At 70.1% G+C, this 25514-nt stretch carries 27 protein-coding genes; 10 read left to right on the top strand and 17 right to left on the bottom strand.

Annotated features, from left to right (window positions below):
• Positions 1-58 precede the first annotated feature (58 nt).
• Positions 59-619 (top strand): TetR/AcrR family transcriptional regulator, encoded by a 561-nt coding sequence (locus tag ACQEVG_RS21965; protein ID WP_432986578.1) that lies wholly within the window; start codon positions 59-61, stop codon positions 617-619.
• A 23-nt stretch (positions 620-642) separates the two neighbouring features.
• Here the strand turns inward: ACQEVG_RS21965 and ACQEVG_RS21960 are convergent, their stop codons facing one another.
• Positions 643-1422 carry a M23 family metallopeptidase gene (locus tag ACQEVG_RS21960; protein WP_432986576.1) on the bottom strand — a complete coding sequence of 260 codons (780 nt, stop codon included), beginning with the start codon at positions 1420-1422 and terminating at the stop codon, positions 643-645.
• A gap of 537 nt (positions 1423-1959) precedes the next feature.
• Between ACQEVG_RS21960 and dacB the strand changes: the two genes are divergently transcribed.
• The 5 genes from dacB to ACQEVG_RS21935 all read left to right on the top strand — a co-directional run bounded on the left by dacB (position 1960) and on the right by ACQEVG_RS21935 (position 6880).
• Positions 1960-3558 (top strand): D-alanyl-D-alanine carboxypeptidase/D-alanyl-D-alanine endopeptidase, encoded by a 1599-nt coding sequence (gene dacB, locus ACQEVG_RS21955; RefSeq protein WP_432986574.1) that lies wholly within the window; start codon positions 1960-1962, stop codon positions 3556-3558.
• Between the two features lie 41 nt (positions 3559-3599).
• Positions 3600-3929 carry a trypco2 family protein gene (locus ACQEVG_RS21950; RefSeq protein WP_432986572.1) on the top strand — a complete coding sequence of 110 codons (330 nt, stop codon included), beginning with the start codon at positions 3600-3602 and terminating at the stop codon, positions 3927-3929.
• A complete protein-coding gene (locus ACQEVG_RS21945; protein ID WP_432986570.1) occupies positions 3929-5911 on the top strand; it encodes an NACHT domain-containing protein in 1983 nt (660 codons plus the stop codon). The genes ACQEVG_RS21950 and ACQEVG_RS21945 overlap by 1 nt, the downstream gene beginning before the upstream one ends.
• A 79-nt stretch (positions 5912-5990) precedes the next feature.
• A complete protein-coding gene (locus tag ACQEVG_RS21940) occupies positions 5991-6404 on the top strand; it encodes a hypothetical protein (RefSeq protein ID WP_432986568.1) in 414 nt (137 codons plus the stop codon).
• Between the two features lie 53 nt (positions 6405-6457).
• Positions 6458-6880 carry a hypothetical protein gene (locus ACQEVG_RS21935; RefSeq protein WP_432986566.1) on the top strand — a complete coding sequence of 141 codons (423 nt, stop codon included), beginning with the start codon at positions 6458-6460 and terminating at the stop codon, positions 6878-6880.
• A gap of 71 nt (positions 6881-6951) precedes the next feature.
• Here the strand turns inward: ACQEVG_RS21935 and ACQEVG_RS21930 are convergent, their stop codons facing one another.
• Positions 6952-9477 (bottom strand): ATP-dependent Clp protease ATP-binding subunit, encoded by a 2526-nt coding sequence (locus ACQEVG_RS21930; RefSeq protein ID WP_405999308.1) that lies wholly within the window; start codon positions 9475-9477, stop codon positions 6952-6954.
• A gap of 432 nt (positions 9478-9909) precedes the next feature.
• On the opposite strand from ACQEVG_RS21930, the gene ACQEVG_RS21925 reads away from it, so the two are divergent.
• Positions 9910-10497, top strand: a complete 588-nt coding sequence (locus tag ACQEVG_RS21925; RefSeq protein WP_432986564.1) for an SCO3374 family protein — start codon at positions 9910-9912, stop codon at positions 10495-10497.
• On the opposite strand, the gene ACQEVG_RS21920 is transcribed toward ACQEVG_RS21925, so the two are convergent.
• The 11 genes from ACQEVG_RS21920 to ACQEVG_RS21870 form a co-directional block, all read right to left on the bottom strand.
• Positions 10476-10811 carry a histone-like nucleoid-structuring protein Lsr2 gene (locus ACQEVG_RS21920; RefSeq protein WP_432986562.1) on the bottom strand — a complete coding sequence of 112 codons (336 nt, stop codon included), beginning with the start codon at positions 10809-10811 and terminating at the stop codon, positions 10476-10478. The genes ACQEVG_RS21925 and ACQEVG_RS21920 overlap by 22 nt on opposite strands.
• 143 nt (positions 10812-10954) lie before the next feature.
• Positions 10955-11476 carry an amino-acid N-acetyltransferase gene (locus ACQEVG_RS21915; RefSeq protein ID WP_432986560.1) on the bottom strand — a complete coding sequence of 174 codons (522 nt, stop codon included), beginning with the start codon at positions 11474-11476 and terminating at the stop codon, positions 10955-10957.
• 9 nt (positions 11477-11485) lie between these two features.
• Positions 11486-11881 carry a BlaI/MecI/CopY family transcriptional regulator gene (locus ACQEVG_RS21910; RefSeq protein ID WP_432986558.1) on the bottom strand — a complete coding sequence of 132 codons (396 nt, stop codon included), beginning with the start codon at positions 11879-11881 and terminating at the stop codon, positions 11486-11488.
• A gap of 120 nt (positions 11882-12001) precedes the next feature.
• On the bottom strand, positions 12002-12175 hold the full coding sequence (locus ACQEVG_RS21905) for a hypothetical protein (protein ID WP_432986556.1): 174 nt from the start codon (positions 12173-12175) through the stop codon (positions 12002-12004).
• Between the two features lie 13 nt (positions 12176-12188).
• On the bottom strand, positions 12189-12803 hold the full coding sequence (locus ACQEVG_RS21900; RefSeq protein WP_432992795.1) for a hypothetical protein: 615 nt from the start codon (positions 12801-12803) through the stop codon (positions 12189-12191).
• Positions 12804-13022: 219 nt separating this feature from the next.
• On the bottom strand, positions 13023-13820 hold the full coding sequence (locus ACQEVG_RS21895) for a type III pantothenate kinase (protein WP_432986554.1): 798 nt from the start codon (positions 13818-13820) through the stop codon (positions 13023-13025).
• Positions 13820-14845: a carboxylating nicotinate-nucleotide diphosphorylase gene (gene nadC / locus ACQEVG_RS21890; protein WP_432986552.1), complete on the bottom strand. Its 1026-nt coding sequence runs from the start codon at positions 14843-14845 to the stop codon at positions 13820-13822. Before nadC ends, ACQEVG_RS21895 begins: the two co-directional genes overlap by 1 nt.
• A gap of 2 nt (positions 14846-14847) precedes the next feature.
• On the bottom strand, positions 14848-16599 hold the full coding sequence (locus tag ACQEVG_RS21885; protein ID WP_432986550.1) for an L-aspartate oxidase: 1752 nt from the start codon (positions 16597-16599) through the stop codon (positions 14848-14850).
• A complete protein-coding gene (gene panC, locus ACQEVG_RS21880) occupies positions 16596-17609 on the bottom strand; it encodes a pantoate--beta-alanine ligase (RefSeq protein WP_432986547.1) in 1014 nt (337 codons plus the stop codon). The genes ACQEVG_RS21885 and panC overlap by 4 nt, the downstream gene beginning before the upstream one ends.
• Positions 17606-18526, bottom strand: a complete 921-nt coding sequence (locus ACQEVG_RS21875) for a Rossmann-like and DUF2520 domain-containing protein (RefSeq protein ID WP_432986545.1) — start codon at positions 18524-18526, stop codon at positions 17606-17608. The genes panC and ACQEVG_RS21875 overlap by 4 nt, the downstream gene beginning before the upstream one ends.
• Before the next feature lie 412 nt (positions 18527-18938).
• Positions 18939-19130 carry a hypothetical protein gene (locus ACQEVG_RS21870; protein ID WP_432986543.1) on the bottom strand — a complete coding sequence of 64 codons (192 nt, stop codon included), beginning with the start codon at positions 19128-19130 and terminating at the stop codon, positions 18939-18941.
• 105 nt (positions 19131-19235) lie between these two features.
• On the opposite strand from ACQEVG_RS21870, the gene ACQEVG_RS21865 reads away from it, so the two are divergent.
• Entirely contained in the window at positions 19236-20348 is a 1113-nt protein-coding gene (locus ACQEVG_RS21865; protein WP_432992792.1) for a DUF5937 family protein, read from the top strand.
• 61 nt (positions 20349-20409) lie between these two features.
• Here the strand turns inward: ACQEVG_RS21865 and ACQEVG_RS21860 are convergent, their stop codons facing one another.
• Complete coding sequence (locus ACQEVG_RS21860) at positions 20410-21390, bottom strand: quinone oxidoreductase family protein (protein ID WP_432986541.1); 981 nt, start codon at positions 21388-21390, stop codon at positions 20410-20412.
• Between the two features lie 102 nt (positions 21391-21492).
• On the opposite strand from ACQEVG_RS21860, the gene ACQEVG_RS21855 reads away from it, so the two are divergent.
• Positions 21493-21819, top strand: coding sequence for an ArsR/SmtB family transcription factor (locus ACQEVG_RS21855; RefSeq protein WP_432986539.1), 327 nt, complete (start codon positions 21493-21495; stop codon positions 21817-21819).
• A gap of 24 nt (positions 21820-21843) precedes the next feature.
• Here the strand turns inward: ACQEVG_RS21855 and ACQEVG_RS21850 are convergent, their stop codons facing one another.
• Genes ACQEVG_RS21850 through ACQEVG_RS21840 form a run of 3 tightly spaced genes read right to left on the bottom strand, consistent with a single transcriptional unit; the run spans position 21844 to position 24358 of the window.
• Positions 21844-22446 carry an AAA family ATPase gene (locus tag ACQEVG_RS21850; protein WP_432986537.1) on the bottom strand — a complete coding sequence of 201 codons (603 nt, stop codon included), beginning with the start codon at positions 22444-22446 and terminating at the stop codon, positions 21844-21846.
• A 3-nt stretch (positions 22447-22449) separates the two neighbouring features.
• Positions 22450-23124 (bottom strand): response regulator, encoded by a 675-nt coding sequence (locus tag ACQEVG_RS21845; RefSeq protein ID WP_432986535.1) that lies wholly within the window; start codon positions 23122-23124, stop codon positions 22450-22452.
• 34 nt (positions 23125-23158) lie between these two features.
• On the bottom strand, positions 23159-24358 hold the full coding sequence (locus tag ACQEVG_RS21840; RefSeq protein ID WP_432986533.1) for a sensor histidine kinase: 1200 nt from the start codon (positions 24356-24358) through the stop codon (positions 23159-23161).
• 99 nt (positions 24359-24457) lie between these two features.
• Here ACQEVG_RS21840 and ACQEVG_RS21835 point away from each other — a divergent pair, with 99 nt between their 5' ends.
• Positions 24458-25441, top strand: coding sequence for an SAM-dependent methyltransferase (locus tag ACQEVG_RS21835; RefSeq protein ID WP_432992789.1), 984 nt, complete (start codon positions 24458-24460; stop codon positions 25439-25441).
• Positions 25442-25514 lie beyond the last annotated feature (73 nt).

Raw genomic sequence — 25514 nt, 5'->3', positions numbered from 1 at the left:
CTGGGGAAGGTAGCCCGCCACTAGCCGGGCGTCAAGTAAGTTTTCTCAGGAGTGCCCCATGACCAGAGGCAACACCCGTCAGCGCATTCAGGACGTCGCCCTGGAGCTGTTCGCCGAGCAGGGTTACGAGAAGACCTCGCTGCGCGAGATCGCCGAACGGCTGGAGGTCACCAAGGCCGCGCTGTACTACCACTTCAAGACCAAGGAAGACATCCTGATCAGCCTCTTCCAGGACCTGAGCAGGCCGATCGACGAACTGATCGAGTGGGGGCAGACGCAGCCGCGCACCCTGGAGACGAAGCAGGAGATCCTGCGCCGCTACAGCGAGGCGCTCACGAGCTCGGCGCCGCTCTTCCGCTTCATGCAGGAGAACCAGGCCACCGTGCGGGACCTCAGCATCGGCGAGACCTTCAAGGACCGGATGCTGGTGATGCTCGACCTCGTCAAGGAGCCGGAAGCAGCCCTGGAGGACCAGGTCCGCTGCGTCAGCGCGCTCTTCACGATGCACGCCGGAATGTTCGTGCTCAAGGACGTCGAGGCCGACCCGGAGGACAAGCGCAAGGCCGTCCTGGAAGTGGCGATGGGCCTGGTCACCCAGGCCCACCACGTCACGCCCTGAGGGCGCCTTTCAGCGTCGGAGCGTCAGACGGTGACGCCCACGGAGCGCAGGAAGGCGACCGGGTCGACGGCCGAGCCGTAGTTCGGGGTCGTACGGATCTCGAAGTGCACGTGCGGACCGCTGGAGTTGCCGGTGTTGCCGGAAAGGGCGATCTTCTGCCCGGTCTTCACCGTCTGGCCTATCTGCACATTGATGCGCGAGAGGTGCGCGTACTGCGAGTACTTGCCGTTGGAGTGCTTGATCACGATGGCGTTGCCGTACGCGGGGCCGTCGCCGCCGCCGTTCGGGCCGGCCTTCACGACGGTGCCGCTGTGCGTGGCCACGACCTTGGTGCCGATCGGCACAGCGAAGTCCTGGCCGGAGTGGGCGTGCGACCACATGTTGCCGGCCCTGCCGAAGGTCGCGCTCAGCGTGTACTTGGCGACCGGCTGGTGCCAGCCGGCCTTCTTCGCGGCGGCCTTCTTGGCGGCGGCCGCGGCCTTCTTCACCGCGGCCTTCTTCACCGCTGCCTGCTTGGCGGCGGCCTGCTTGACGGCAGCGGCGTGCGCGACGGCGGCAGCGTGCTTGACGGCAGCCGCGTGCTGGGCAGCGGTGGCGGCCTTGGCCTGCGCCAGGGCCTGCGCGGCGACGGCGCCGGAGGTGTTCACCGGAGCGGCAACCGCCTCAGTGGTCGTGGTGGTCCCAGCGGCGAACGCGGCCCCGGCTCCGAGCACCATGGACGCTCCCAGACCGGCAGCCAGCACGGCGGCACGGGTACGGAGAGCGGACCGGCGGGGATGGTGGGACGTAGCGCGCTGCGTCATCGGGAAACCTCCGGGCATAAAGGGACCCGGCACATCTGCGCCGGGCTGGCCATCCCTTGGTAACCCGAGTCCCCGCCGGGTCTCAAACCGCCCATCTACGACCATAGGCCGTAGATGGCACGCCAAGAATTCGACTCTTGACTCCCCTCCCACCCTCCCTGAATCCGGACAAAACGGTTGAGAATCGACCGAAGCGAAGAGGTTTAGCCCCACATCCGAGGCGACCGAATGGGACATCCGGCATGGATCCCCAGCCATCGGGCACGAGCGGGCCAAAGTGCCCACCCCTCGGCACTCCGGAGGTCCCGGATCGGGGCGGGTCGCTGCGACTATTCCGGGTAGTAGGTCCGAATTGTCCTGTGCGCCTTGTCACCTGATTCAAGCGGCAACCACCTGCCCGCAGCGCTTCTCCCAGGCTCCACTGCGGGCCTCCGCGGTCGGCTGAAGGCACCCGCCACCACCCGCCACCGCCGAGGCGCCGCACAGCCGCCGACGCGTTCTTCCCGCACGCACCCTCGTCCGGGATGCTCCTGTGCCATGAGTAGACCCGTGATTCGCTCGAAGCGCCGTGTGAAGCGCCACGGCTGGATCTGGCCCGTCGCCATCGGGCTCGCCTGCACACTTACCTGGAGCGCGCCCGCCGGGGCCGGACCCTCCGACACCGGCCTCAAGGGCGCCATCGACAAGATCCTCACCGACGCCCGGCTGGACGGCGGGGCGGCGAGCGTGGTGATCGCCGACGCCACCACCGGGGAGCGCCTCTACCAGCACGACGGCACCGACCGGCTGATGCCCGCCTCCAACACCAAACTCGCCACCTCCACCGCCGCGATGGCGTTACTCGGGCCCGACTACCGCTTCCGCACCGACGTCCTGACCGACGGCCGCCGGCATGGCTCCACCCTCCGCGGCGACCTGTATCTGCGCGGCAGCGGCGACCCGACCACCCTCGCCAAGGACTACGACCAGCTGGCCACCGATCTCGCCGCCTCGGGCGTCAAGCGCGTCACCGGCCGCCTCGTCGCCGACGACACCCGCTTCGACACCCAGCGCCTCGGCCGCTCCTGGGCCGCGGACGACGAGTCCTCGTACTACTCGGCGCAGATCTCACCGCTGACCGTCGCGCCCGACACCGACTACGACTCCGGCACGGTCATCGTCGAGGCGCTCCCCGGCGCCGCGCCCGGCGACAAACCGCAGGTGAAGCTCACTCCGCCCACCGACTACGTACGCATCGACAACCGCGGCACCACGGTCGCCAAGGGCCTGCCCGACACCCTCTCCGTCGAGCGGCAGCACGGCACCAACACGATCACCATCAGCGGAAACATCCCGGTCGGCGCGAGCGCCACCAAGGAGTGGGTGACCGTCTGGGAACCCACCGGCTACGCCGCCGCGGTCTTCTCCGACGCCCTCGCCCAGCACGGCATACGCATCACCGGCCACCCCCGCCTCGGCCGCCCCACCCCGCCCGACGCGAAGCTCCTCGCCTCGCACAGCTCCATGCCGCTGCGGGAGTTGGTCCTCCCGTTCATGAAGCTGTCCAACAACATGCACGCCGAGGCGCTCACCAAGACGATCGGTTACGAGAAGGCCGGCCGCGGCACCTGGGACGCGGGCCTGACGGCGATCAGCGGCTATCTGAAACAGGAGGGCGTGCAGACCTCCACGATCCGCCAGCTCGACGGCTCGGGCCTGACCCGGATGAACCTCTTCCCGGCCCAGCAGCTCGCCACCCTGCTCCTTTCGGTACGGGACGCCCCCTGGTACGCCGACTGGTACGCGTCCCTCCCGGTGGCCTGCAACCCGGACCGCGCCATCGGCGGCACGCTCCGCTCCCGTATGTGCGCGACGCCTGCCGCACTCAACGCCCGCGGCAAGACGGGCTCCTTGACGGGCGCTTCGGCGCTCTCCGGTTACGTGAGGGATGCGGGCGGCCGGGAGCTCGTCTACAGCGTCGTCCTCAACAACTACCTCGCCTCCTCGGTGAAGAGCATCGAGGACGCGATCGTGGTCACGCTGGCCTCCTCGAAGACGAGTGAGGGAGCGATCACCGCCGTACCGCCGAAGACGACGCGCGCCCATGAGCTTCCGTCCGACCTCGAATGCTCCTGGCAGAAGCCGAAGTTCTGCTGAAACGACATGCCCCGGACCGTACGGAAGGTACGGTCCGGGCCATGACGGACATTGAGCTCGCCGACGCCATCCAGTCGGTACGGGACCAGTTACTCGACGCCGCCACCCGCGCCACCGGGCAGCCGGTGGTCTTCGAAGTGGGCGACATCCAGATGGAGTTCACGATCGAGCTCCGCAAGGAGATCAAGGGCGGCACGAAGGTCAAGGCCTGGGTGGTGGAGGCGGGCGCGGACGCCGGCCGTACAACGGGCCACACTCACAAGATCGCCTTCGCCCTCAAGCCGCGGACAGCGACGACGGGCGAGCCCTGGAAGGTGGGCAACGAAGACCTCGGCAGCACCGAAGACTTCGGCGCCGGACCCGCTGACTGATGGCCCGCTCGGCTTTTTGGGCGTCCGGTTGCATCGTCGCGGTCCTGGCCGAACACCAGGGCAGCGGCGTACTGATCGGTCGTAGCACTGTGCTCACGTGCGCGCATGTCGTCGGCGCCGCCGACACGATTCGGGTGGCCGTCCCCGGCAGCTCCGGCGAACGGGTCTGCCAGCTTCTCTGGTCCGACCATGGCCTCGATGCGGCGTTGCTGCACATCACGCAAAAGCCGGAAGCACCCGCGCTGCTGCCCCGCATGAGCACCCTGGCCACCGATCGGCCAGTAGCGGATTGCGAGATCATCGGCTTCCCCCGCGTCCAGCGGTACGGCGGTGGCCACAGGCTGGACCTCGATCAGTACACCGGGACGATCCTCCCCATGGCCGGGCTCATCCGGCGCATGATGGTGTTCGAGTTCGACCGGCCTCCCGCGAGCGAGCCCGCTGACGGTACCTCGCCGCTCGCTGGGCTCTCCGGTTCGCCGGTCTTCGCCGACGAGGGGCTTCTCGGCATCGTCCAGAAGGTCCCTCGCGGCCGTGGCCACCAGCGAGTCGAGTGCCTTCCCCTGCAGACACTCGCGATGAACCAAGGATTCCTTGAGGCGTACGGTGCGTCCACCGGTCACTCGCCGCCGCGCCTGACGGAGCTCAGCAGCCCGGCGATCAACGACCTCCGCTTCGAGCGGGAGTACGCGGAGGCCGTGGGCGCCGCCTACCGCAGAACGAGGATCTTCGGCCTCGACGAGCTGAGCAAACGGGACTCCGAGTGGGACCTCGACACGGCCTATGTGAGCCTGGAGGCCAGGCCTCGGCAGGGCGGGAGTCACGACAGCCCCGGTCCCCTGCCCCACGTCCCCGTAGCGCCCGAACTCCCCGAAGCGGGCGGTGCCGTGGCCTCCGTACCGAAGAGGATCGACGACCTGCTGGCCGGCCGCCCGCGCGTCCTGCTGCGCGGCGAGGCGGGCGCCGGCAAGACAACACTCATGTGGTGGCTTGCCGCGCACGCCTCGGCGGGGACGCTCGGTCCGCGGCTCGATCAGCTGAACGGCCTGGTGCCGTTCGTCGTCCCCCTGCGTACCCTGCGCGCCCGCGGCGGCACCTTCCCCACCCCTTCCCAGCTCCACTCGGTGGCCCAGCTGACGGCTGATGATCCGCCCGAAGGCTGGGCGGGGCGGGTCCTCAAGGCCGGTCGCGCCCTGCTGCTGCTGGACGGTCTTGACGAGATGCCGAAACACGACCGGGAAGAGGCCCACGAGTGGCTGTCCGGGCTGCTCGCCCGCTTCCCCGGCACCCGGTGCGTGGTGACCGTACGGCCGCTCGCGGTCGAGCCGGACTGGCTGAAGTCGGAGGGTTTCGAGGAGCTCAGCCTGCTGCCCATGACGGGCGCGGACATCCATGCCTTCGTCGCCGCGTGGCACCGGGCAGCCCGCCTGGACGGCGACGACGGCGAGAACCTGGACGACCTGGAACGGGACCTGGCCCAGCAGTTCGCGCAGAACCGCACACTCAGCGATCTCGCCCGTACACCGCTGCTCTGCGCGGTCATCTGCGCGCTGCACCGGCTGCGCCAGGGGTTCCTGCCGGAGACCAGGTGGGCGCTCTACCAGTCCGCGCTCCAGATGCTCCTCGGCAACCGCGACAAGCGCCGCAAGATCGACGCGCCCGAAGGCATCTCGATGACCGTGGAGGAGCATCTGCAGCTGCTCCAGCGCATCGCGGTATGGCTGGTGCGGGGCGGCCAGGCAGAATTCACCCGGGAACAGGCCCTGCACCAACTGAAGCGCGCCCTGCCGGGGATGCCACGGGTACGGGAGCAGGGCACCCCCGAGGATGCACTGAACCATCTGCTCAACCGCAGTGGTCTCCTCCAGGAACGCGGCGACGACGACTTCCAGTTCGCCCACCGGACCTTCCAGGACTTCCTGGCGGCCAAGGAGTTCGTCGAGGGGCGACCACATCCAGGAGGCGCTGAAGCACGCCCATGAACAGCAATGGCAGGATGTCCTGTTGCTGGCGGCAGGCCATTGTTCCCGCCGGGAACTGACCGTGCTGGTCCATGGGTTGATGAACGCCGGTTCCTCACTGGGGGTGCTGGACGGCAGGCCGCACACCGAGCTGTACGTACTGGCCGCGCTGTGCGCGCAACACGCGGCCTGGCTGGACTCGGACACCCTTGACCGCGTACGGAGGGGTATCAGGTCAGTCGTCGAGCCCCGCAACAACCTGGAGCTGCACCTGCTGGCCCGGCTGGGTCCCTATGTGCTGCCGCTGCTGCCGAGCCCCGCACCCAGGCCCATGTCGCACGAGACGTTGGTGGTCGATCTGATCAACGAGATCGGCGGCGCCGACGCCATCCCCTACGCCCGGCGCTTCGCGGAAAAGGCCGACGGCTCCAGCCACTTCGCCTCCTCACTGGCGGGCAACTGGGCCAACTATCCGGCCGGCGAGTACGCGAAGTCCTCACTCGCCTCGACCTGACTGCCGTACCCCTGTTCATCACCAACCGCGAACAGCTGGCACAGCTCCCCGTGTTGTCACACGCTCGTCACCTCGACATCACGGGTGACATCAGCGCCGCCGAACTCGAGGCCCACCTCGACGGCCACAGCATCGAGACCATCGGTATCGCGGACAACAAGCTCCTCACCGACCTTGCCTTCCTGCGCTGCTGCGGTGCACGGCTCAAGCAGGTGGCCATCAGGCGCTGCCCCACCGTGGAGAGCCTCACCTTTCTCCCCGAGCTCGACGCGCTGGAGGTGGTCGACCTGGATGCCGTGCGGGTTTCCGCCGTCGACGTGGGCGCCATGGCCCGGATTTCCCGGCTGCGCTCCGTCTTCATCTCGTACCCCTCGATGGAGGAGGAAGAGCTGAATCTGACGCCACTGCGGGCCGTGGCAGGGCTGAAGCTCAACGTCTCCGGCCTCCCCAAGCGACAGATCATCGGCTACCGCTGACAACGGCGAAAAGGGGCTGCCCCGGAACCATCACTGGTTTCCGGGGCAGCCCCTTCAGACACTCAGAACGCTTACGCGTCCTTCGACAGGTTCGGCCCGGCTCCGCCGGCCGCCTGCTCGATCGGAGGCACGTCCGGCAGCGCCGACTTCTCCTCGCCGCGGAAGGTGAACTTCTTCTCCTCACCCTCGCCCTCGGTGTCCACGACCACGATGTGACCGGGGCGCAGCTCGCCGAAGAGGATCTTCTCCGACAGGATGTCCTCGATCTCGCGCTGGATCGTCCGGCGCAGCGGCCGGGCGCCCAGAACCGGGTCGTAGCCCTTCTTCGCGAGCAGCGACTTGGCCGTGGGGCTGAGCTCCAGGCCCATGTCGCGGTCCTTCAGGCGCTCGTCCACCTTGGCGATCATGAGGTCGACGATCTGGATGATGTCTTCCTCGGTCAGCTGGTGGAAGACCACCGTGTCGTCGACACGGTTGAGGAACTCGGGCCGGAAGTGCTGCTTGAGCTCTTCGTTGACCTTGACCTTCATCCGGTCGTAGTTCGACTTGACGTCGCCCTGCGCCGCGAAGCCCAGGTTGAAGCCCTTCGAGATGTCCCGGGTCCCGAGGTTGGTCGTCATGATGATGACCGTGTTCTTGAAGTCCACGACGCGGCCCTGGGAGTCGGTCAGGCGACCGTCCTCCAGGATCTGCAGAAGGGAATTGAAGATATCGGGGTGGGCCTTCTCGACCTCGTCGAAGAGGACGACGGAGAACGGCTTCCGGCGCACCTTCTCGGTGAGCTGGCCGCCCTCTTCGTAACCCACGTATCCGGGCGGGGAACCGAAGAGACGGGAAACCGTGTGCTTCTCGCTGAACTCCGACATGTCGAGGGAGATCAGCGCGTCCTCGTCGCCGAAGAGGAATTCGGCGAGCGTCTTGGAGAGCTCGGTCTTACCGACACCGGACGGGCCGGCGAAGATGAACGAGCCACCGGGGCGCTTCGGGTCCTTCAGGCCGGCGCGGGTACGCCGGATCGCCTGGGAAAGGGCCTTGATGGCGTCCTTCTGACCGATGACGCGCTTGTGGAGCTCGTCCTCCATGCGCAGCAGACGCGAGGACTCCTCCTCGGTCAGCTTGAAGACCGGAATGCCCGTCGCCGTGGCGAGGACTTCGGCGATCAGCTCGCCGTCGACCTCGGCGACGACGTCCATGTCGCCGGCCTTCCATTCCTTCTCGCGCTTGGCCTTCGCGGCGAGCAGCTGCTTTTCCTTGTCGCGGAGAGAGGCCGCCTTCTCGAAGTCCTGGGAGTCGATCGCCGACTCCTTGTCGCGTCGGACGCCCGCGATCTTCTCGTCGAACTCGCGGAGGTCCGGCGGCGCGGTCATCCGGCGGATGCGCATCCGGGAGCCGGCCTCGTCGATCAGGTCGATCGCCTTGTCCGGCAGGAAGCGGTCCGAGATGTACCTGTCGGCCAGCGTCGCGGCCTGGACCAGCGCCTCGTCCGTGATGGAGACGCGGTGGTGGGCCTCGTAACGGTCCCGGAGGCCCTTGAGGATCTCGATGGTGTGCGGCAGCGACGGCTCCGCGACCTGGATGGGCTGGAAGCGGCGCTCCAGGGCCGCGTCCTTCTCCAGGTGCTTGCGGTACTCGTCGAGCGTGGTGGCGCCGATGGTCTGCAGCTCACCGCGCGCGAGCATCGGCTTCAGGATCGAAGCCGCGTCGATCGCTCCCTCGGCGGCGCCCGCACCCACCAGGGTGTGGAGCTCGTCGATGAACAGGATGATGTCGCCGCGGGTGCGGATCTCCTTGAGGACCTTCTTCAGGCGCTCCTCGAAGTCACCGCGGTAGCGGGAGCCCGCGACCAGCGCGCCGAGGTCCAGGGTGTAGAGGTGCTTGTCCTTGAGGGTCTCGGGCACCTCGCCCTTGACGATGGCCTGCGCCAGGCCCTCGACGACCGCCGTCTTGCCGACGCCGGGCTCGCCGATGAGGACCGGGTTGTTCTTGGTACGGCGGGACAGCACCTGCATGACCCGCTCGATCTCCTTCTCGCGCCCGATGACCGGGTCGAGCTTGGACTCACGAGCGGCCTGGGTGAGATTCCGGCCGAACTGGTCCAGGACGAGCGACGTCGAGGGCGTGCCCTCGGCCGGGCCGCCTGCCGTGGCGGCTTCCTTGCCCTGGTAACCGGAGAGCAGCTGGATGACCTGCTGCCGCACCCGGTTGAGATCGGCGCCGAGCTTCACGAGAACCTGGGCGGCGACGCCCTCGCCCTCGCGGATCAGGCCGAGCAGGATGTGCTCGGTGCCGATGTAGTTGTGGCCCAGCTGAAGGGCCTCGCGGAGCGACAGCTCCAGGACCTTCTTGGCACGAGGGGTGAAGGGGATGTGCCCGGACGGGGCCTGCTGGCCCTGGCCGATGATCTCCTCCACCTGCTGGCGGACCGCCTCGAGCGAAATCCCGAGGCTCTCCAGGGCCTTAGCGGCGACACCCTCACCCTCGTGGATAAGGCCCAGGAGGATGTGCTCGGTGCCGATGTAGTTGTGGTTGAGCATCCGGGCTTCTTCCTGAGCCAGGACGACAACCCGCCGCGCGCGGTCGGTGAACCTCTCGAACATCGTTAATCGCTCCTCAGAGCGGTCAGGCAGTAAAGGGGTCGGTCCCCTCCCTGTCCTTCCGCAGCTTAGTCCCGCAAGCGGGGACCGCTCATTCCAACTGCCGACACCCGTCTGTGGCCTCCTGACCGCTGAACGCCGACAACTGCTCCAACCCGATGGTGCGAGACGATGTTCCCGCAGGCCAGGCAGATACCCTCACCACCGCTACGCCGATGGCGAACGTGAGACGGCCAGGCAGGCGTGTCGCCCCTTGCCACTAGGAATGTCTTACCCGTTAGCACTGACACTCCATGCGGCACGCACCGGTTCCCTCAGCTACGGGCGAACAACCTTGCGCCCTCGAATGCCCCCGTACGCTCTCAACTCGGACACTGTGTGCAATCAGTCACACACGCTGCGTAACTCTGGGGGCTCTTCCGTAGTTCCCAGGGTATGGCTCTCACCGTCCCGCACCCCCGCACGCCCTCGGACGGCGGCATTGCGCAGTGGTACGAGTACGAGCTCGGCTGGGCCACCGCGGGCGGTTCCCCGGTGCGGTTGCCGACCGGGCTGCGCTTCGATGTGCTGGAGCTGCCGGCGGACGCCGGAGCGGCCGTGCTGCGCCGTACGGACTCGGCAGGGACCGCCGGGCCGGTAGCCCTCATGGGGCACAGAATGCGGCTCCTGGTGGCCGCTGGGAGCGCCGACGAGCTGCCTGGGCTGCTCGACTGGCTGCAGTGGGGCGGGATCGCCCTCGGTCTGACCACCATCGGCGCTGGCGGGCTGATGACGGCTCCGCCGCCACCCGGATGGTTCGGCTCGCGGGGGGCCGCCGTATGGCTGCGACCCCCCGTGCCGGGGCGCGAGGTGGAGCCGACTCTGCCGACCCTGAACCCTTTCGGGCGCAGTGCCGGAACCGATGGGGGCATCAGCCCCGATCTCGTACGACTCGTGGACACCGTGGCCACCGAGTGCCACCGGGCCCGATTGCTGCGTACGAATACGCCGCGTGCGAATACTCAGCCGTTGGCCTTCTCGTAAGCCTCACGGACATGGGCCGGGACGCGGCCGCGGTCGTTGACCTCGAAGCCGTTCGCCTTGGCCCAGGCGCGGATTTCGGCGGTGTCCTTGTTGCCACCCGCGGCCGCACGGCCCTTGCCACGGCTGGTCGAGCTACGACCGCCCGTGCGACGGCCGGCCTTCACGAACTCCGCGAGCGACTGACGGAGCTTGTCCGCGTTGGCGGCGGTGAGGTCGATCTCGTACGTCTTGCCATCCAGAGCGAACGTCACCGTCTCGTCCGCCTCGCCGCCGACGAGGTCATCGACAAGAAGGACCTGAACCTTCTGTGCCACCGGATTTCCTTTCATCGAAAATGCAGTACGCGGAAAGGAAACCGCTTTTCCTTGGAAAACACAAACCCTTGGGAGAGGTTCAGAACCTCGAGAACGCGGGAAACGTGCGCGATTCGGACATAGGGTTCCGGTTCTTGTGGTGATCACAGGTGCAGAAGCATCCGACTGTTGCCCAAGGTGTTCGGCTTCACTCGTTCGAGCCCGAGGAACTCGGCGACACCCTCGTCATAGGAACGCAGCAGCTCGCTGTAGACATCTCCGTCGACCGGTGTCTCACCGATCTCCACGAAGCCGTGCTTGCCGAAGAAGTCCACTTCGAAGGTGAGGCAGAAAACCCGGCGCACACCGAGCCAGCGAGCCGTGTCCAGCAGCTTGTCCAGCACCTGATGTCCGATGCCGGTGCCCTTGAAGACCGGATCGACGGCAAGAGTGCGGACTTCGGCGAGGTCTTCCCACATGACATGCAGAGCGCCGCAGCCGACCACGCGGGCATCGTCGTCGCGTTCCGCGACCCAGAACTCCTGGATGGCTTCGTAAAGGGTGACCGTCGCTTTGTCGAGCAGGATGCCTTCACTCACGTACGGGTCCACGAGTCGGCGGACCGAGGGCACATCGCCGGTCCTGGCTCGCCGGACGGTGATGGCATTTGCTGCGGCATAAGGCATGGCCCGACGCTATCGCCCGGCCTGCGTACCGCCCTCGGCGGCCTCGTCGCCCTGAACGATGCGGACGGCGGCTTGCAGGGCTTCACGCTGCTCGGACGACATCATGCCGAAGAAGGCGACTAGTGCGGCGGCGGGGTTGTCACTCTTGGACCAGGCTTCGTTCATCAGTGCGGCGGAGTACGCGGCGCGGGTGGAGACCGCCGTATATCGATAGGCGCGGCCGTCGACTTCCCTGCGTACCCAGCCCTTCTGATGGAGATTGTCCATTACGGTCATGACGGTGGTGTAGGCGATGGACCGCTCCTGCTGAAGGTCTTCCAGAACTTCCCGGACGGTGACCGGCCGGTTCCATTGCCAGACGCGTGTCATGACGGCGTCTTCGAGCTCTCCCAATTGGCGGGGCACAGCGCCACCATAGTGCGAGATGCCGGGAATGGCCGGTTATTGACGTAACAAAAAGGACGTACGGCCTCGGAAATCTGCCGTACGTCCTTGAAGCGCGAGCGCGCGGTGCGCCGTGAGGTGTCAGTCGTCCCGGCCGGTCTGGCGGGTGGAGTCCGCGCGGGCGATCGCGGCGTCCACGAACGCGTCCTCCTTGGCCTTGTTCGGGCCACCCTGGCTCTTGACGATCGTCACGACCAGGACGGTGAAGAAGGCGGCCATCACCACGGGGGGCAGGAGCGCGGATACGTAGTCCATGGCCCCAGGGTAGCTATCCGGCGGCGCGCTGTTCCGGTGGGGGCACGGGCTTGCGGCGGGGCGGGAAGACCTCGGACGGCTTCGGCATCGGGCGGTCGGGGGGCGTGGGCCCCTTGGGCTCCGGTTTCTCCTGCGGCTCCTGCCGGGGCTTCTGCTGGGGCTTGGGCTGCGGCTTCGGGCCGTCGGACGCGCGGCCGCCGGGGAGCGCGAGGAGGCGGGTGCGGGGACCGGGCGCGGTGGCGCCGGGCCCCCTTGCGCGGCCGGCCAGCCGGGCGCGCAGCGACTGCTCGGCGATCGCCTGGCAGCGGTGCAGTACGGCGGCGCCGACCGGGTTGCCGCGCAGGGTGCGCAGCGCGGACAGGTCTTCCGGGCGAGGGTCGTAGCCGGCGGCCAGGGCGTCCTGGAGGAGCTCCAGATAGCCGGTGGCGGAACCGGGGAGCGCATCGCGGTAGCGGACGAGGTCGGCGAGAAGGAACGTACGCAGCCGGCCGGCCTCGCGTACTGCCTCGTCCAGGGAACCGGCCAGTCGCAGACAGTCCTGGACGTCCGAGTCGGCGAGAGGGGCGGGATGGAGGGCGCTGGCGAGAGCGCGTCGGAGCACACGCAGCTCGTCTGCGCTGAAGGCCATGCCGCCGCGGGATCCGTATGGCGTGGGCATGAGCCGACGATACGTCCGACTTGGACAAAATCGGGTTAATTGGCCGCCCCCGGGCGCGGCGAGCTGTCCGTGGGTGGGGGCGCACCTGTGCCGTGCGGCGCGGGCTCCGGGGGTTCGCCCGCGAAACCCACCACCGGACAGCAACCACCAACGCCCCTGGCCCACGCCGGCCACGGACCAGGGTGACCGTCACATGCGGGAGACGTTCCGCTCGTACACCAACCGCAGCCCGATCAGCGTCAGCCACGGCTCGTGTTCGTCGATTTCCGAGGCTTCTCCCAGCACCATCGGCGCCAGGCCGCCCGTCGCGATCACCGTGACGTCGTCCGGGTCCTCCGCGAGTTCGCGCTTCATGCGCTGGACCACGCCGTCGACCTGGCCGGCGAAGCCGTACACGATGCCCGCCTGCATCGCCTCGACCGTGTTCTTGCCGATCACGCTGCGCGGGCGGGCCAGTTCGATCTTGCGGAGCTGGGCGCCCTTGACGCCGAGTGCCTCGACGGAGATCTCGATGCCCGGGGCGATCACGCCACCCGCGTACTCGCCGCGCGCGCTGACCGCGTCGAAGGTCGTCGCCGTGCCGAAGTCGACGACGATCGCCGGGCCGCCGTACAGATCGACCGCGGCGACCGCGTTGATGATGCGGTCCGCGCCGACCTCCTTGGGGTTGTCCATCAGGATCGGCACGCCGGTCTTGATGCCGGGCTCGACGAGGACGGACGGGACGTCGCCGTAGTAGCGGCGGGTCACCTCGCGCAGCTCGTGCAGGACCGAGGGAACGGTGGAGCAGATGGCGATGCCCTCAATACCGTCGCCCAGGTCGTCGCCGAGCAGCGGGTGCATGCCCATCAGACCCTGCAGCAGAACGGCCAGTTCGTCGGCGGTGCGCCGGGCGTCCGTGGAGATGCGCCAGTGCTCGACGACGTCCTCACCGTCGAACAGGCCGAGGACCGTCTGGGTGTTGCCGACGTCGATCGTGAGCAGCATCAGGCGCCTGCCTCACGCAGGTCGAGGCCGATGTCGAGGATCCGGGACGAGTGCGTCAGCGCGCCCACCGCGAGGTAGTCGACGCCCGTCTCCGCGTACGCGCGGGCGTTGTCCAGGGTGAGCCTCCCTGAGGACTCGAGGGCGGCGCGGTGCGCGACGATCGCGACGGCCTCCTCGGTCTCGGCCGGGGTGAAGTTGTCGAGCAGGATCAGGTCCGCGCCCGCGTCCAGGACTTCGCGGACCTGGTGCAGGGTGTCCACTTCGACCTCGATGGGAAGGTCCGGGAAGGCGTCCCGTACGGCCTTGAACGCCTCCGCCACGCCGCCCGCGGCGACCACGTGGTTGTCCTTGACGAGCGCGGCGTCCGAGAGCGACATCCGGTGGTTGACGCCGCCGCCGCAGCGCACCGCGTACTTCTCGAGGGCGCGCAGGCCCGGCGTCGTCTTTCGGGTGTCGCGGACCCGGGCGCCGGTGCCTTCGAGTACGTCCGCCCACGCGCGCGTGGCGGTCGCGATGCCGGAGAGGCGGCACAGGATGTTGAGCGCGCTGCGCTCGCCGGTGAGCAGATCGCGGGTGTTGGTGGTGACGGACAGCAGCTTCTGGCCGGCTTCCACGCGCTCGCCGTCCTCGACGTGCCGCTCCACCTCGAACTCGTCGGTGCACACGATCGACAGCACCGCCTCGGCGACCCGCAGGCCCGCGACCGTACCGGCCTCACGAGCCGTGAAGTCGCCGGTGGCGACGGCGTCCTCGGGAACGGTCGCCACCGTCGTCACGTCCACGCCGCCGTCGAGGTCCTCGGCGATCGCGAGATGAGCGATGTCCTCGACCTGTACGGGATCGAGGCCCGCGTCGGCGAGCAGCTGCGCGAGCGTGGGGTCCAGGCCGCATTCCAGCTCGTCGTACTCCTCCCCCTCGCCGGAGCAGCCGCAGCCGTCCCCGCAGCCGCCCTGGGGCGGGGCGGGGGCGCCGATCTGGATCAGCGGTACGTCCACGGGGCGCGGACGTTCTTCGGGCGTGCTCACGGTTACGGCTCCCTTGGGGCGTCGGGGACGGTCGGGGCGAATGCGGTGCTCTCGGTGCGGCTGACGGCGAGAGCGGGAGGTGTGACGCGAAGCGTCTCGTTGGAGGAGTGGTGGCGGGAGACGGGCGGCGCGTCGGGCGCGAGACGTACGACGAGATGGCGGCGCCAGTCGTCGTCCCGCTCGGGCCGGTCGTCGCGCCAGTGGCAGCCGCGGGTCTCCTCGCGCTCCAGGGCCGCGGTGGTCAGCACGCGGGCCACGCACAGGAGGTTCGACGTCTCCCAGGACTCGACGCCGGGCTCGGCCGTCTTGCCCGAACCCTCCTGGTCCTGCACGGCGTTGCGGTGTACGGAGTGCAGCGCGGCGGCCGCGGCCGCCAGGCTCTCGGCCGAGCGGAGCACGCCCGCGCCGTGGGACATGATCCGCTGGATCTCGGCCCGCGCCTCGGGGGCGATGAGCGGAAGTACGGACGGGCTCGCCGGGTCCGCGGGGGCGCCGGCCGCGAGCGGGGCCCGGGATGCGATGTCGGCGGCGATGCGCTCCGCGAAGACCAGTCCCTCCAGGAGGGAGTTGGAGGCCAGCCGGTTCGCGCCGTGCACTCCCGTACACGCCACTTCGCCGCAGGCGTACAGGCCCGGGACCGTGGTGCGGCCGTGCAGGTCCGTGCGGACACCGCCGGAGGCGTAGTGGGCGGCCGGGGCGACCGGGATGGGCTCGGTGACCGGGTCGATGCCGTGGGCGCGGCAGGCGGCCAGGATCGTCGGGAAGCGCTGCTCCCACATCTCGGCGCCGAAGTGGCGGGCGTCCAGGTACATATGGGCCGTGCCCTGTTCCTGCATCCGGCGCATGATGCCCTTGGCGACGATGTCGCGGGGCGCGAGCTCGGCCAGTTCGTGCTGTCCGAGCATGAAGCGGGTGCCGGACGCGTCGACGAGATGGGCGCCCTCTCCCCGTACCGCCTCGGAGACCAGCGGCTGCTGGCCCTCGGAGTCCGTGCCGAGGAAGAGCACGGTCGGGTGGAACTGGACGAATTCGAGGTCGGAGACCTCCGCACCGGCGCGCAGCGCGAGCGCGACGCCGTCGCCCGTGGAGACCGCGGGGTTGGTGGTGGCGGAGAAGACCTGGCCCATGCCGCCGGTGGCCAGGACGACGATGGGGCTGTGGACCGCGCCGACGCCGTCGTGCTGGCCCTCGCCCATGACATGCAGGGTGATGCCTGCTGTACGGCCTTCGGCGTCCGTCAACAGGTCCAGGACCAGAGCGTTCTCGATCGTACGGATGCCCGCTTCGCGCACCGCCTCGACCAGCGCGCGGGAGATCTCGGCACCCGTCGCGTCGCCGCCCGCGTGCGCGATACGGCGGCGGTGGTGGCCGCCCTCGCGCGTCAGCTCTATCTCCCCGGAGCCCGGGTCGGTGTCGAAGTGCGCGCCGGTCGCGATCAGTCGGCGTACGGCGCCGGGGCCCTCGGTGACCAGGGTGCGTACCGCCTCCTCGTCACACAGGCCGGCGCCCGCGACCAGGGTGTCGTCCAGATGCTGCTCGGGCGTGTCGCCGTCGCCGAGCGCCGCGGCGATGCCGCCCTGCGCCCAGCGCGTGGAGCCGTCGTCCAGACGGGCCTTGGTGACCACGACCGTGCTCAGCCCTGCCGCGGCGCAGCGCAGCGCGGCGGTCAGGCCGGCGACCCCGGAGCCGACCACGACGACCTCGGCGTCGATGAACCAGCCGGGGGCCGGGGCGTGCAGCCGTATTCCTGTCACTTAGGTGCTCCGAAGGTCAGGGGGATGTTGTCGATCAGCCGTGTGGTGCCCACCCGGGCCGCGACGGCGATGATCGCCTCGCCGGTGTGGTCGTCTGGGACCTCGGTGAAGTCGGCCGGATCGACGAGGGCCAGATAGTCGAGTACGAGCGGCGGGGTTGCCTTGGCCGCCTCGTCGAGGACGACACGGGCCGCGGCCCGTACGGCGTCCGCGCCGCCGGGTCCCGCCTGCGCCACCGCGTGCGCATCGGCGGCGGCCCGGGCCTCGCCCAGCTTGGAGAGCGCGGCTGCCCGGGACTGCGAGGCGGGCAGCGACTCGGCACGCGCGCGCAGCGCCTGCTGGGCCGCGAGCCGGTCGCGGGCGGCGAACAGCGCTCCGGACAGCGCGAGGGCGGTGCGCCGCTCGTCGGCCGAGAGATAGCGGTTGCGGCTGGAGAGCGCGAGGCCGTCCGGCTCCCGCACGGTCGGTACGCCGACAATCTCGACCGGGAAGTTCAGATCGGCGGCCATCCGGCGGATCAGGGCGAGCTGCTGCGCGTCCTTCTGGCCGAACAGGGCGATGTCGGGGCGGGTGAGATGCAGGAGCTTGGCGACGACGGTGAGCACGCCGTCGAAGTGGCCGGGGCGGCTCTCTCCTTCGAGGCGCTCGCCCATGGGGCCCGCGGCGATCCTGACCTGCGGCTCGCCGCCCGGGTAGACCACCTCGACCGAAGGGGCGAACACGACGTCCGCGCCCGCCTCTTCGGCCGTCTTGAGGTCGGCGTCGAGCGTACGGGGATAACGGTCGAGGTCCTCGCCCGCGCCGAACTGGAGCGGGTTGACGAACACCGTGACGATGACGAAGCCCTCGCTGCCGACGTGCTCGCGCGCGGCACGGATCAGCGTGGCGTGGCCCTCGTGCAGCGCGCCCATGGTCATGACGACGGCGGTGCGGCCGGCGGCGCCGTGGTGGTCGATGGCGTACCGCAGATCGTCCCTGGTCGGTACGAGCTCGACGGTGCGCCTGCTCATCGCTGGTCCCCCTCGGCGAGAACGCCCAGCAGATCCTCCGCCAGCTCCGGCTTGAGCAGGCCGTGCGCGAGGGCCCGGTCGGCGGTGGTGCGGGCCATCGCCAGATAGCCGGCGACGGTGCCGGGGGCGTGCTTGCGCAGCTCGGCGACATGGGCCGCGACGGTGCCGGCGTCACCGCGGGCGACGGGTCCGGTCAGGGCCGCGTCGCCGGAGCGCAGGGCGTTGTCGAGGGCGGCGCCGAGGAGCGGGCCGAGCATCCGGTCGGGGGCGGCGACCCCCGCCGTACGCAACAGCTCCATCGACTGGGCGACCAGCGTGACCAGATGGTTCGCGCCGAGGGCGAGGGCCGCGTGGTAGAGCGGGCGGGCCTCCTCCTCGATCCACTCGGGCTCGCCGCCCATCTCGATGACGAGCGCCTCCGCGGCGAGCCGCAGCTCGTCGGGGGCGGTCACACCGAACGAGCAGCCGGCCAGACGCTGCACGTCGACGCTCGTCCCGGTGAAGGTCATGGCCGGGTGCAGTGCGAGGGGGAGCGCGCCGGCCCGCGTGGCGGGGTCCAGCACCCTGGCGCCGTACCGCCCGGAGGTGTGCACGAGCAGCTGCCCGGGGCGTACGGCGCCGGTCTCGACGAGGCCGTCGACCAGCGCGGGCAGTGCGTCGTCAGGGACGGTCAGCAGCACGAGCTCGGCACGGGCGAGGACTTCGGCGGGAGGCACGATCGGTACGTCGGGGAGCAATGCGGCCGCTCGTCGCACGGATGCGTCGGAGACGCCGGAGACCGCGACCGGCCGGTGTCCCGCGAGCTGCAGCGATGCCGCGAGGGCGGGACCGACGCGGCCGGCTCCGACAACGCCGACGCGCAGCCTGGCGGGGCGGTCCCGCGGGTCGAGCGGTTCCTGTGGTGCTGTGGCATTCACGCGGCGGGGCCTTCCGTTCCAGTCCGCGGGGGGTACCGGACGATTTCTCGTCATGCTACGCCAGCGCGGGTGGCCCTCTTGCGCTTGTCCACAGGCTGTGGGCGGGTTTGAGTGTGCGGTGGGCGACGATCGGGCCGTCGCCGAAGGCACGGCCCGGGGGCGCCCCTTCCCGCACCGTGGGCAAGCCCCCGGACCCGCGAATCAGCCCCGCCGGCGGTTGAGGCGCCGGGCTTGGGACGGAGCCCCAAAATCAGCCTCGCCGCCGTGAGGCCCAAAATCAGCCCCGCCGCCGATTGAGGCGCGGGGGTACGGGGGCAGAGCCCCCGAAAGAAGGGGTCCGGGGCGGCGCCCCGGTTCGGGAAGGGGCGGGTAGGGGAAAAAGCACCCGTGCCCCGGACGGCCCGCCGCGCCCTCAGCCGGAGTGGAGCAGGCGCGACAGCACGGCGCGGACGCGGCCTCCGGGGTGGCGAGCGCGGCGAGGAGCCGCGTGGGTGGTGAGTTCGCGCATGGCCTGCCAGTCGTGGAGGCCCGGCTGGGGCGGGGCCTTGGTGCCATGCCGGGATGCGCGGTAACTGTCCAGCATGTACTGATGCATCGCGTTCATGACCTCACGCTGCGCCCACCCACCCGCGCTCGTCCCGTCGATTGACGAGCCCCGTCAAATGACGTCGCCCCCGCCCCGCGCACCCCGCACCATGGAGCCGTGAGCGTGAGCATCGACATCGCGGGCCTGGCCCCGGAGCGGATCGTCTTCGAGATTTCCCCACTCCCCGAGCTGGGCGTGGCGCTGCACGCGCTCGCCGAGCCCGCGCACCATCCCGGGCTGCACGGCTGGGCCACCGCCACCGCCGCCGGGCTCAAGCCCGATCTCGCCGACCGGCTGCACGAGGCCGACTTCCTGTGGCGGACCACCTTCTCGGACGTCTTCATGCCGTTCGCGGGTCTCAACAGCCCCGACGCCCGCGCCGGCACGACCCTCGCCGAAGACTTGGACATGCTCGACCGGCTGGACGAGGAGCGGTTCGTCTCCGCCGCCCTGGAGTTCACCTGCGCCGGTACGTACGGAGTCGCCGGCCCCTCCGTCCTGACCGACCCTGTCCGCCGCGAGCGCGCCCTCGAACTCGCCGCCACCCGCGGCCCCAAGCAGCTCGACTTCACCCGGCGGCTGCTGGACGACCCGGCTTCCGTACGCGCTTGGGTGCGCCGGCTCTTCGAGGACTGCGACCAGGCCTTCTTCGCCGACACCTGGCGTCGCGTCGCCACCCAGCTCGCCGCCGACGCCCGCCACAAGACCGATCTGCTGCGCCGCAAGGGTCTCGCCGACGCTCTGCACGCCGTCTCGCCCGCGCTCGCGGTGGACGAGGACCATGCCCGTATCAGCGCCGACAAGCTTGCGGACGGGCACACGACCGCCGTCGACCCCGCCGTCGGCGCCGGGCTCTCCCTCATGCCGTCCAGCTTCGGCTGGCCGCATCTGATGGTGCTGCACGCGCCCGGCTGGCGGCCGGTGATCCACTATCCGGTCGGCTCACCGTCACTGCCCGGCCCCGCCCCCGTCGAGCTGCTGAAGCTCCGGATGGAGGCGCTTGCCCACCCGATGCGGATGCAGCTGTGCCGCAACCTCGCCCGCTCGCCGTACACGACGAGCGAGCTGGCGGACGCTTACAACATCACCGCGCCCGAGGTCTCCCGCCATCTCGCCGTGCTGAAGAAGGCAGGGCTCGTCTCGACCCGGCGGCGCGGCCGGTACGGACTGCACCAGCTGGACGTGGCCGCTGTCGCACGGCTGGGCAGCGACTTCCTGGAGACCGTGCTCCGCTGATCCAGAGCCAATCCACGGCCAATCCACGGCCAATCCATGACCAACCACGGCCAATCCACGGCTAATCCACGGTGACACGGAGCAGCAGCTTGCCCGTCGTCGCGCGGCTCTCGACCAGCCGGTGCGCCTCCGCCGCCTCGGCAAGCGGCAGTTCGGCGGTGACCGGCAGCTCCACATCCCCGTCCGCGACCAGCCGGAACGCCCGCTCCGACAGCTCCCGCAGCGCCTTCGGCTCCGTCACGGCCAGGTGCAGGATCGAGAAGAACGCCACCGACCGTGCACCGGGCGCGAGTTCGGCCGCGCCGAACTGCCAGGGAGCCTCGTCGCTCGCATTGCCGAAGTTCACCACCCGGCCGAACGGCGCCAGCGAGTCCAGAGCGCGGCTCAGCTGCTCGCCACCGAGCGGGTCGAGCAGCAGGTCGACGCCGCGCCCGTCGGTCGCTGCGGCCAGCCGCGACTGCCAGTCGTCGCCGACGAAGACCTGGTCGTAGCCGTGCTTCAGCGCGAACTCCGCCTTGGCGGTGGACGAGACGACGCCGTAGACGGCACCGTCGCCGACGCGCTTGGCCAACTGGCCCACCACCGTGCCGACTCCGCCCGCCGCGCCCTGCACCAGCACACTTCCGCCCGCCCGCAGCCGCCCCACCTCATGCACCAGCGCATGCGCGGTGGGCAGCACGGTCGGCAGCGTGGCCGCCGTACGCAGCGAAAGACCGGCCGGTACCGGGAAGACCTGGGCAGCGGGCGCGATGGCAACCTCCGCATAGCCGCCGTGCGCGATGAAGGCGGCGACCTCCTGGCCGACGGTCAGATCCGTGACGCCCTCACCGAGCGCCCGCACCCGGCCCGAGACCTCAAGTCCCGGCCGGAAGGGAAGACTTGGGACCAGGTAGCCGGTACTCCTGGCCTTGATCTCCGCGAAGTTCACACCGGCGTACGCGACATCGACCGCGACCTCGCCCGGACCGGGCTCCGGCACCTCCGCCTCGGCCGGCCGCAGCACCTCGGGACCGCCGAACTCCGTCACCTGAATCGCGCGCATAGCGAACTCCTCGCCCAGAGTGTTCAATGGGAAGCGAACACTCGGAGTGTATGACCACCGTCGAACACTCCGCAAGGCGCACGAGGAGGACACGAGAGAGCCATGAGCAGTCACCGGCCCGCACCCGAGCACACCCACCCCGCCGATGTCCCGCTGCTGTACGCGCTCGACGCCCTGGCCGATCCCGTACGCATCCAGCTCGTCCGCGAACTCGCCGCCTCCGAGGAGTGGACGCGCACCTGCGGATCCTTCGACGTGCCCGTACGGAAAGCGGCGATCAGCCATCACTTCTCGGTGCTGCGCGCCGCCGGGCTCGTCGAGCAGCGCGACATGGGACCGAAGCGCGTGAACCGGCTGCGGCGCCCGGAGTTCGACGCGCGCTTCCCCGGCCTGCTGGACCTCGTCCTGCGTCAGGACGGACAGGACTGAGACGACTGAGCCGGTCGACGCCGGTCAGCCGATGCGGATGTGCTTGAGGCCCGTCCAAGCCTTGCGCAGCCGGTGCCGCAGCGGCCCGTCCATGTTCGGCTCAAGACTCAGCCCCGCCGAAGCCGCGATGTTGTCGGCCACCTGCGGCACGCCGACCCGGTCGGTACGGATGTGCTCGGCGAACAGCGGCCGGTTCAGCCGCTCCAGACACAGGTCCAGCTGCCGCACCGCGAAGCTCTCGCGCTTGAGCCCGCGGCCGAGACCCCGCTCCGTCAGCCGCCGCAGCACCGTCTCGCGCTCCGCGAGCAGCGCGAAGTGGTGCACCTCGTGCCCGGCCGCCCGCAGCCGGCCCACCGTCTCCTCGAAGTACGCCGGTTCGACCACCGTCATGGGCGCGATCACCACGCCCTCGTACCCCCGCAGCGTCAGATCCAGCACCTCGTACACGCCCTGCCGCCAGGCGGCCAGATCCTGGAAGTCCGAGCGCAGTTCACGCGGAAGCATCCGGTGCAGCCCGAAGCCGACATGCTCGGGATCGCAGACGACGCGGCCGGGCAGACGCCGCCGCAGTTCGTACGCGGTCTGGGTCTTGCCGCCCCCGAAGGGGCCGTTGATCCAGAGCAGCATGCGTCAGGCCGCCCCGCCGCCCGCCCGCACCAGACCCGTCTCGTACGCCAGCACCACCACCTGCACCCGGTCCCGCAGATTCAGCTTGGTCAGGATGCGGCCCACATGCGTCTTGACCGTGGCTTCCGACAGCACCAGACGGGCCGCGATCTCGCCGTTCGACAGGCCCTGGGCGACGAGCAGCATCACCTCGCGCTCCCGGTCGGTGAGCCTCTCCAGCTCCTTGTGCTGGGGCTCGCTGGTGCTGCTGGGCAGCATCGGCGAGAAGCGGTCGAGCAGTCGCCGCGTCGTGGACGGCGCGACCACCGCGTCGCCGCTGTGCACCGAGCGGATCGCGCCGAGCAGTTCGCCGGGCGGCACGTCCTTGAGCATGAAGCCGCTGGCGCCCGCCTTCAGCCCGGAGAAGGCGTATTCGTCCAGGTCGAAGGTGGTCAGGATCAGCACCTTCGGCGCGTCCGGCTCGGCACAGATCCGACGGGTCGCCTCGACGCCGTCCAGCCTCGGCATGCGTACGTCCATCAGCACCACGTCCACGGCCGTGGAACGGAGGTTCTCGATCGCTTCGGCGCCGTCGCCCGCCTCGGCGACGACCTCCATGTCCGGCTGGGCGGCGAGCACCATCCGGAACCCGGTGCGCAGCAGCACCTGATCGTCGACGAGCATCACACGGATGGACATGTCAGTTGTGTCCTCGGTCTCTAGTGGGCGGGCTCTAGTGGGCGGGCTTGAGGGGAAGCAGTGCACTGATCCGGAAGCCGCCGCCGGGCCGTGGCCCCGCGTCCAGCGTGCCGCCGACCATACCGACGCGTTCGCGCATGCCGATGAGCCCGTGGCCCTGGCCGTCGGCGCCCCCGTCCTCGTACAGCTCGTGCGCCGAGCCACGGCCGTCGTCCTCCACCAGCAGACCGAGGCCGTCGTCGAAGTAGACGAGACGCACGCTGGCGCCGACGTCCGGGCCGCCGTGCTTGCGGGTGTTGGTCAGCGCCTCCTGGACGATGCGGTACGCGGTGAGCTCGACGCCGCTCGGCAGCGGCCGCGGCGTTCCCTCGATCTTGAAGTCCACGGTCAGACCGGCGCGGCGCACCTGCTCGACCAGGTCCTCGATCTGCTGCACATCGGGCTGCGGGACGTACTCGCCGCTCTCCGGGCCATCGCCGGTGCGCAGTACGCCGAGCAGTCGGCGCATCTCCGCGAGCGCCTGGCGGCCGGTGGTCGAGATGGTCTCCAGCGCCTGCTTGGCCTGGTCGGGTGCGGCGTCCAGGACGTACGCGGCGCCGTCTGCCTGCACCACCATCACCGAGACGTTGTGCGCGACGACGTCGTGCAGCTCGCGGGCGATCCGGGCGCGCTCGGCCGCGACGGCGACCTTCGCCTGCGCCTCGCGCTCCTTCTCCAGCCGGGTCGCGCGTTCCTCGAGCTGGTCGAAGTACGCGCGCCGGGTGCGTATCGAGTCGCCGAGCACCCAGGCGAGCGCGAAGGGCACGCTCATGACGATCGTGAAGAAGATCTTGCCGCCGAGGCCGGTGTTCTCCGCCGGCCAGCGGATCTGCGAGAGCGTGGCCGCGGAGAGCCCGCCGGCGAGCGCGAGACGGGACGCCCAGCGGGGTCCGTCGTGGGCGGCCACGGTGTAGATGATCACCAGCATCGCGAAGTCGGCCGGGTTGACGTCGACGTCCGCCACCAGCTGGGCAACGCCCAGCGCGGCGGCGAGGACCAGCATCTTCTCCGGCATACGGCGGCGCAGCGCCACCACCACGCACAGCAGGAGAACGATGAACGCGGCCGACCAGTGGGCCTGGACCCCGACCGGCACCTGGATCACCCACAGCATGGAGAACCCGAAGAGCATGACAGCCCAGAAGGTGTCGACGCCCATCGGGTGTCTGCGGATGAAGTCATAGAGGCGCTGCACGTAACCCAGAGTAGGGAAGGCAGATAGGTGCAGGGGTCAACCGGAGGAGCGATCCGGGCGGCGGAGGCGTACTCCGCAAGGTGGAGACTTGTGCCCGTGATGGATGACGTGGCGGCTGAGACGTGTCGGTGGCGGGGTTGGCGGGAAGCGACTCAGGCTGCGCTGTACGGACCCGACGGCTTCTATCTGCGGCCCGAGGGCCCGGCCGGCCACTTCCGTACGTCGGTGCACGCCTCGCCCCTGTTCGCCGGGGCCGTCGCGCGACTGCTGATGGCGACGGCGGACGAGCTGGACGACGTGGCTTTCGTCGATATCGGCGCGGGGCGCGGCGAACTCCTCACGGGCGTGCTGGCCGCGCTCCCCGCCGGCTTCCCGGTCCAGGCGTACGCCGTCGAACAGGCCCCCCGGCCCACCGGCCTGGACCCGCGCATCGAGTGGTGCGCCGAGCCGCCCGCCGGGGTGAGCGGACTCCTCTTCGCCAACGAGTGGCTGGACAACGTCCCCGTGGACGTCGCCGAAGTGGATCAGGACGGGGTGGCGCGCTACGTCCTCGTCCGCCCGGACGGCACGGAACGCCTCGGCTCCCCCGTCACCGGACCGGACGCGCAGTGGCTGGCCCGCTGGTGGCCACTGACCGAACCGGGCATGCGCGCGGAGATCGGCCGCCCGCGCGACGAGGCATGGGCGTCGGCGGTCGGCACGCTCCGGGCGGGGCTCGCGGTCGCGGTCGACTATGCGCATGTACGGGACGCCCGGCCGCCCTTCGGAACGCTGACCGGCTTCCGGGCCGGCCGGGAGGTGCCGCCCGTCCCGGACGGCAGCTGCGACATCACGGCGCACGTGGCCCTGGACGCGTGCGCCTTCCCGGGCGCGACCCTGACCAGCCAACGCGAGGCCCTCGCCGACCTGGGCATCTCGGCCGCGCGGCCCCCGTTGTCGCTGGCGTCGGCCGACCCGACGGCATACGTGCGCGCGCTGGCCTCGGCGGGCGAGGCGGCCGAACTGACGGCGAGGGCCGGCCTCGGCGACTTCGGCTGGCTGCGCCAGCGGGTGGGCCCGCGATCAACCCCGCCAGGCGATTGAGGACCGGGGGTCCCCCCACGCCCGCAGGACGTAGGGGGAGGGTTCGGGGCGGAGCCCCGACAGAGGGATACTG

The organism is Streptomyces sp. CA-135486, assembly GCF_050936555.1.
GTDB lineage: Bacteria > Actinomycetota > Actinomycetes > Streptomycetales > Streptomycetaceae > Streptomyces.
Note: the sequence above shows the minus strand (reverse complement) of the source record. Positions and strands in the feature narration are given on the sequence as shown.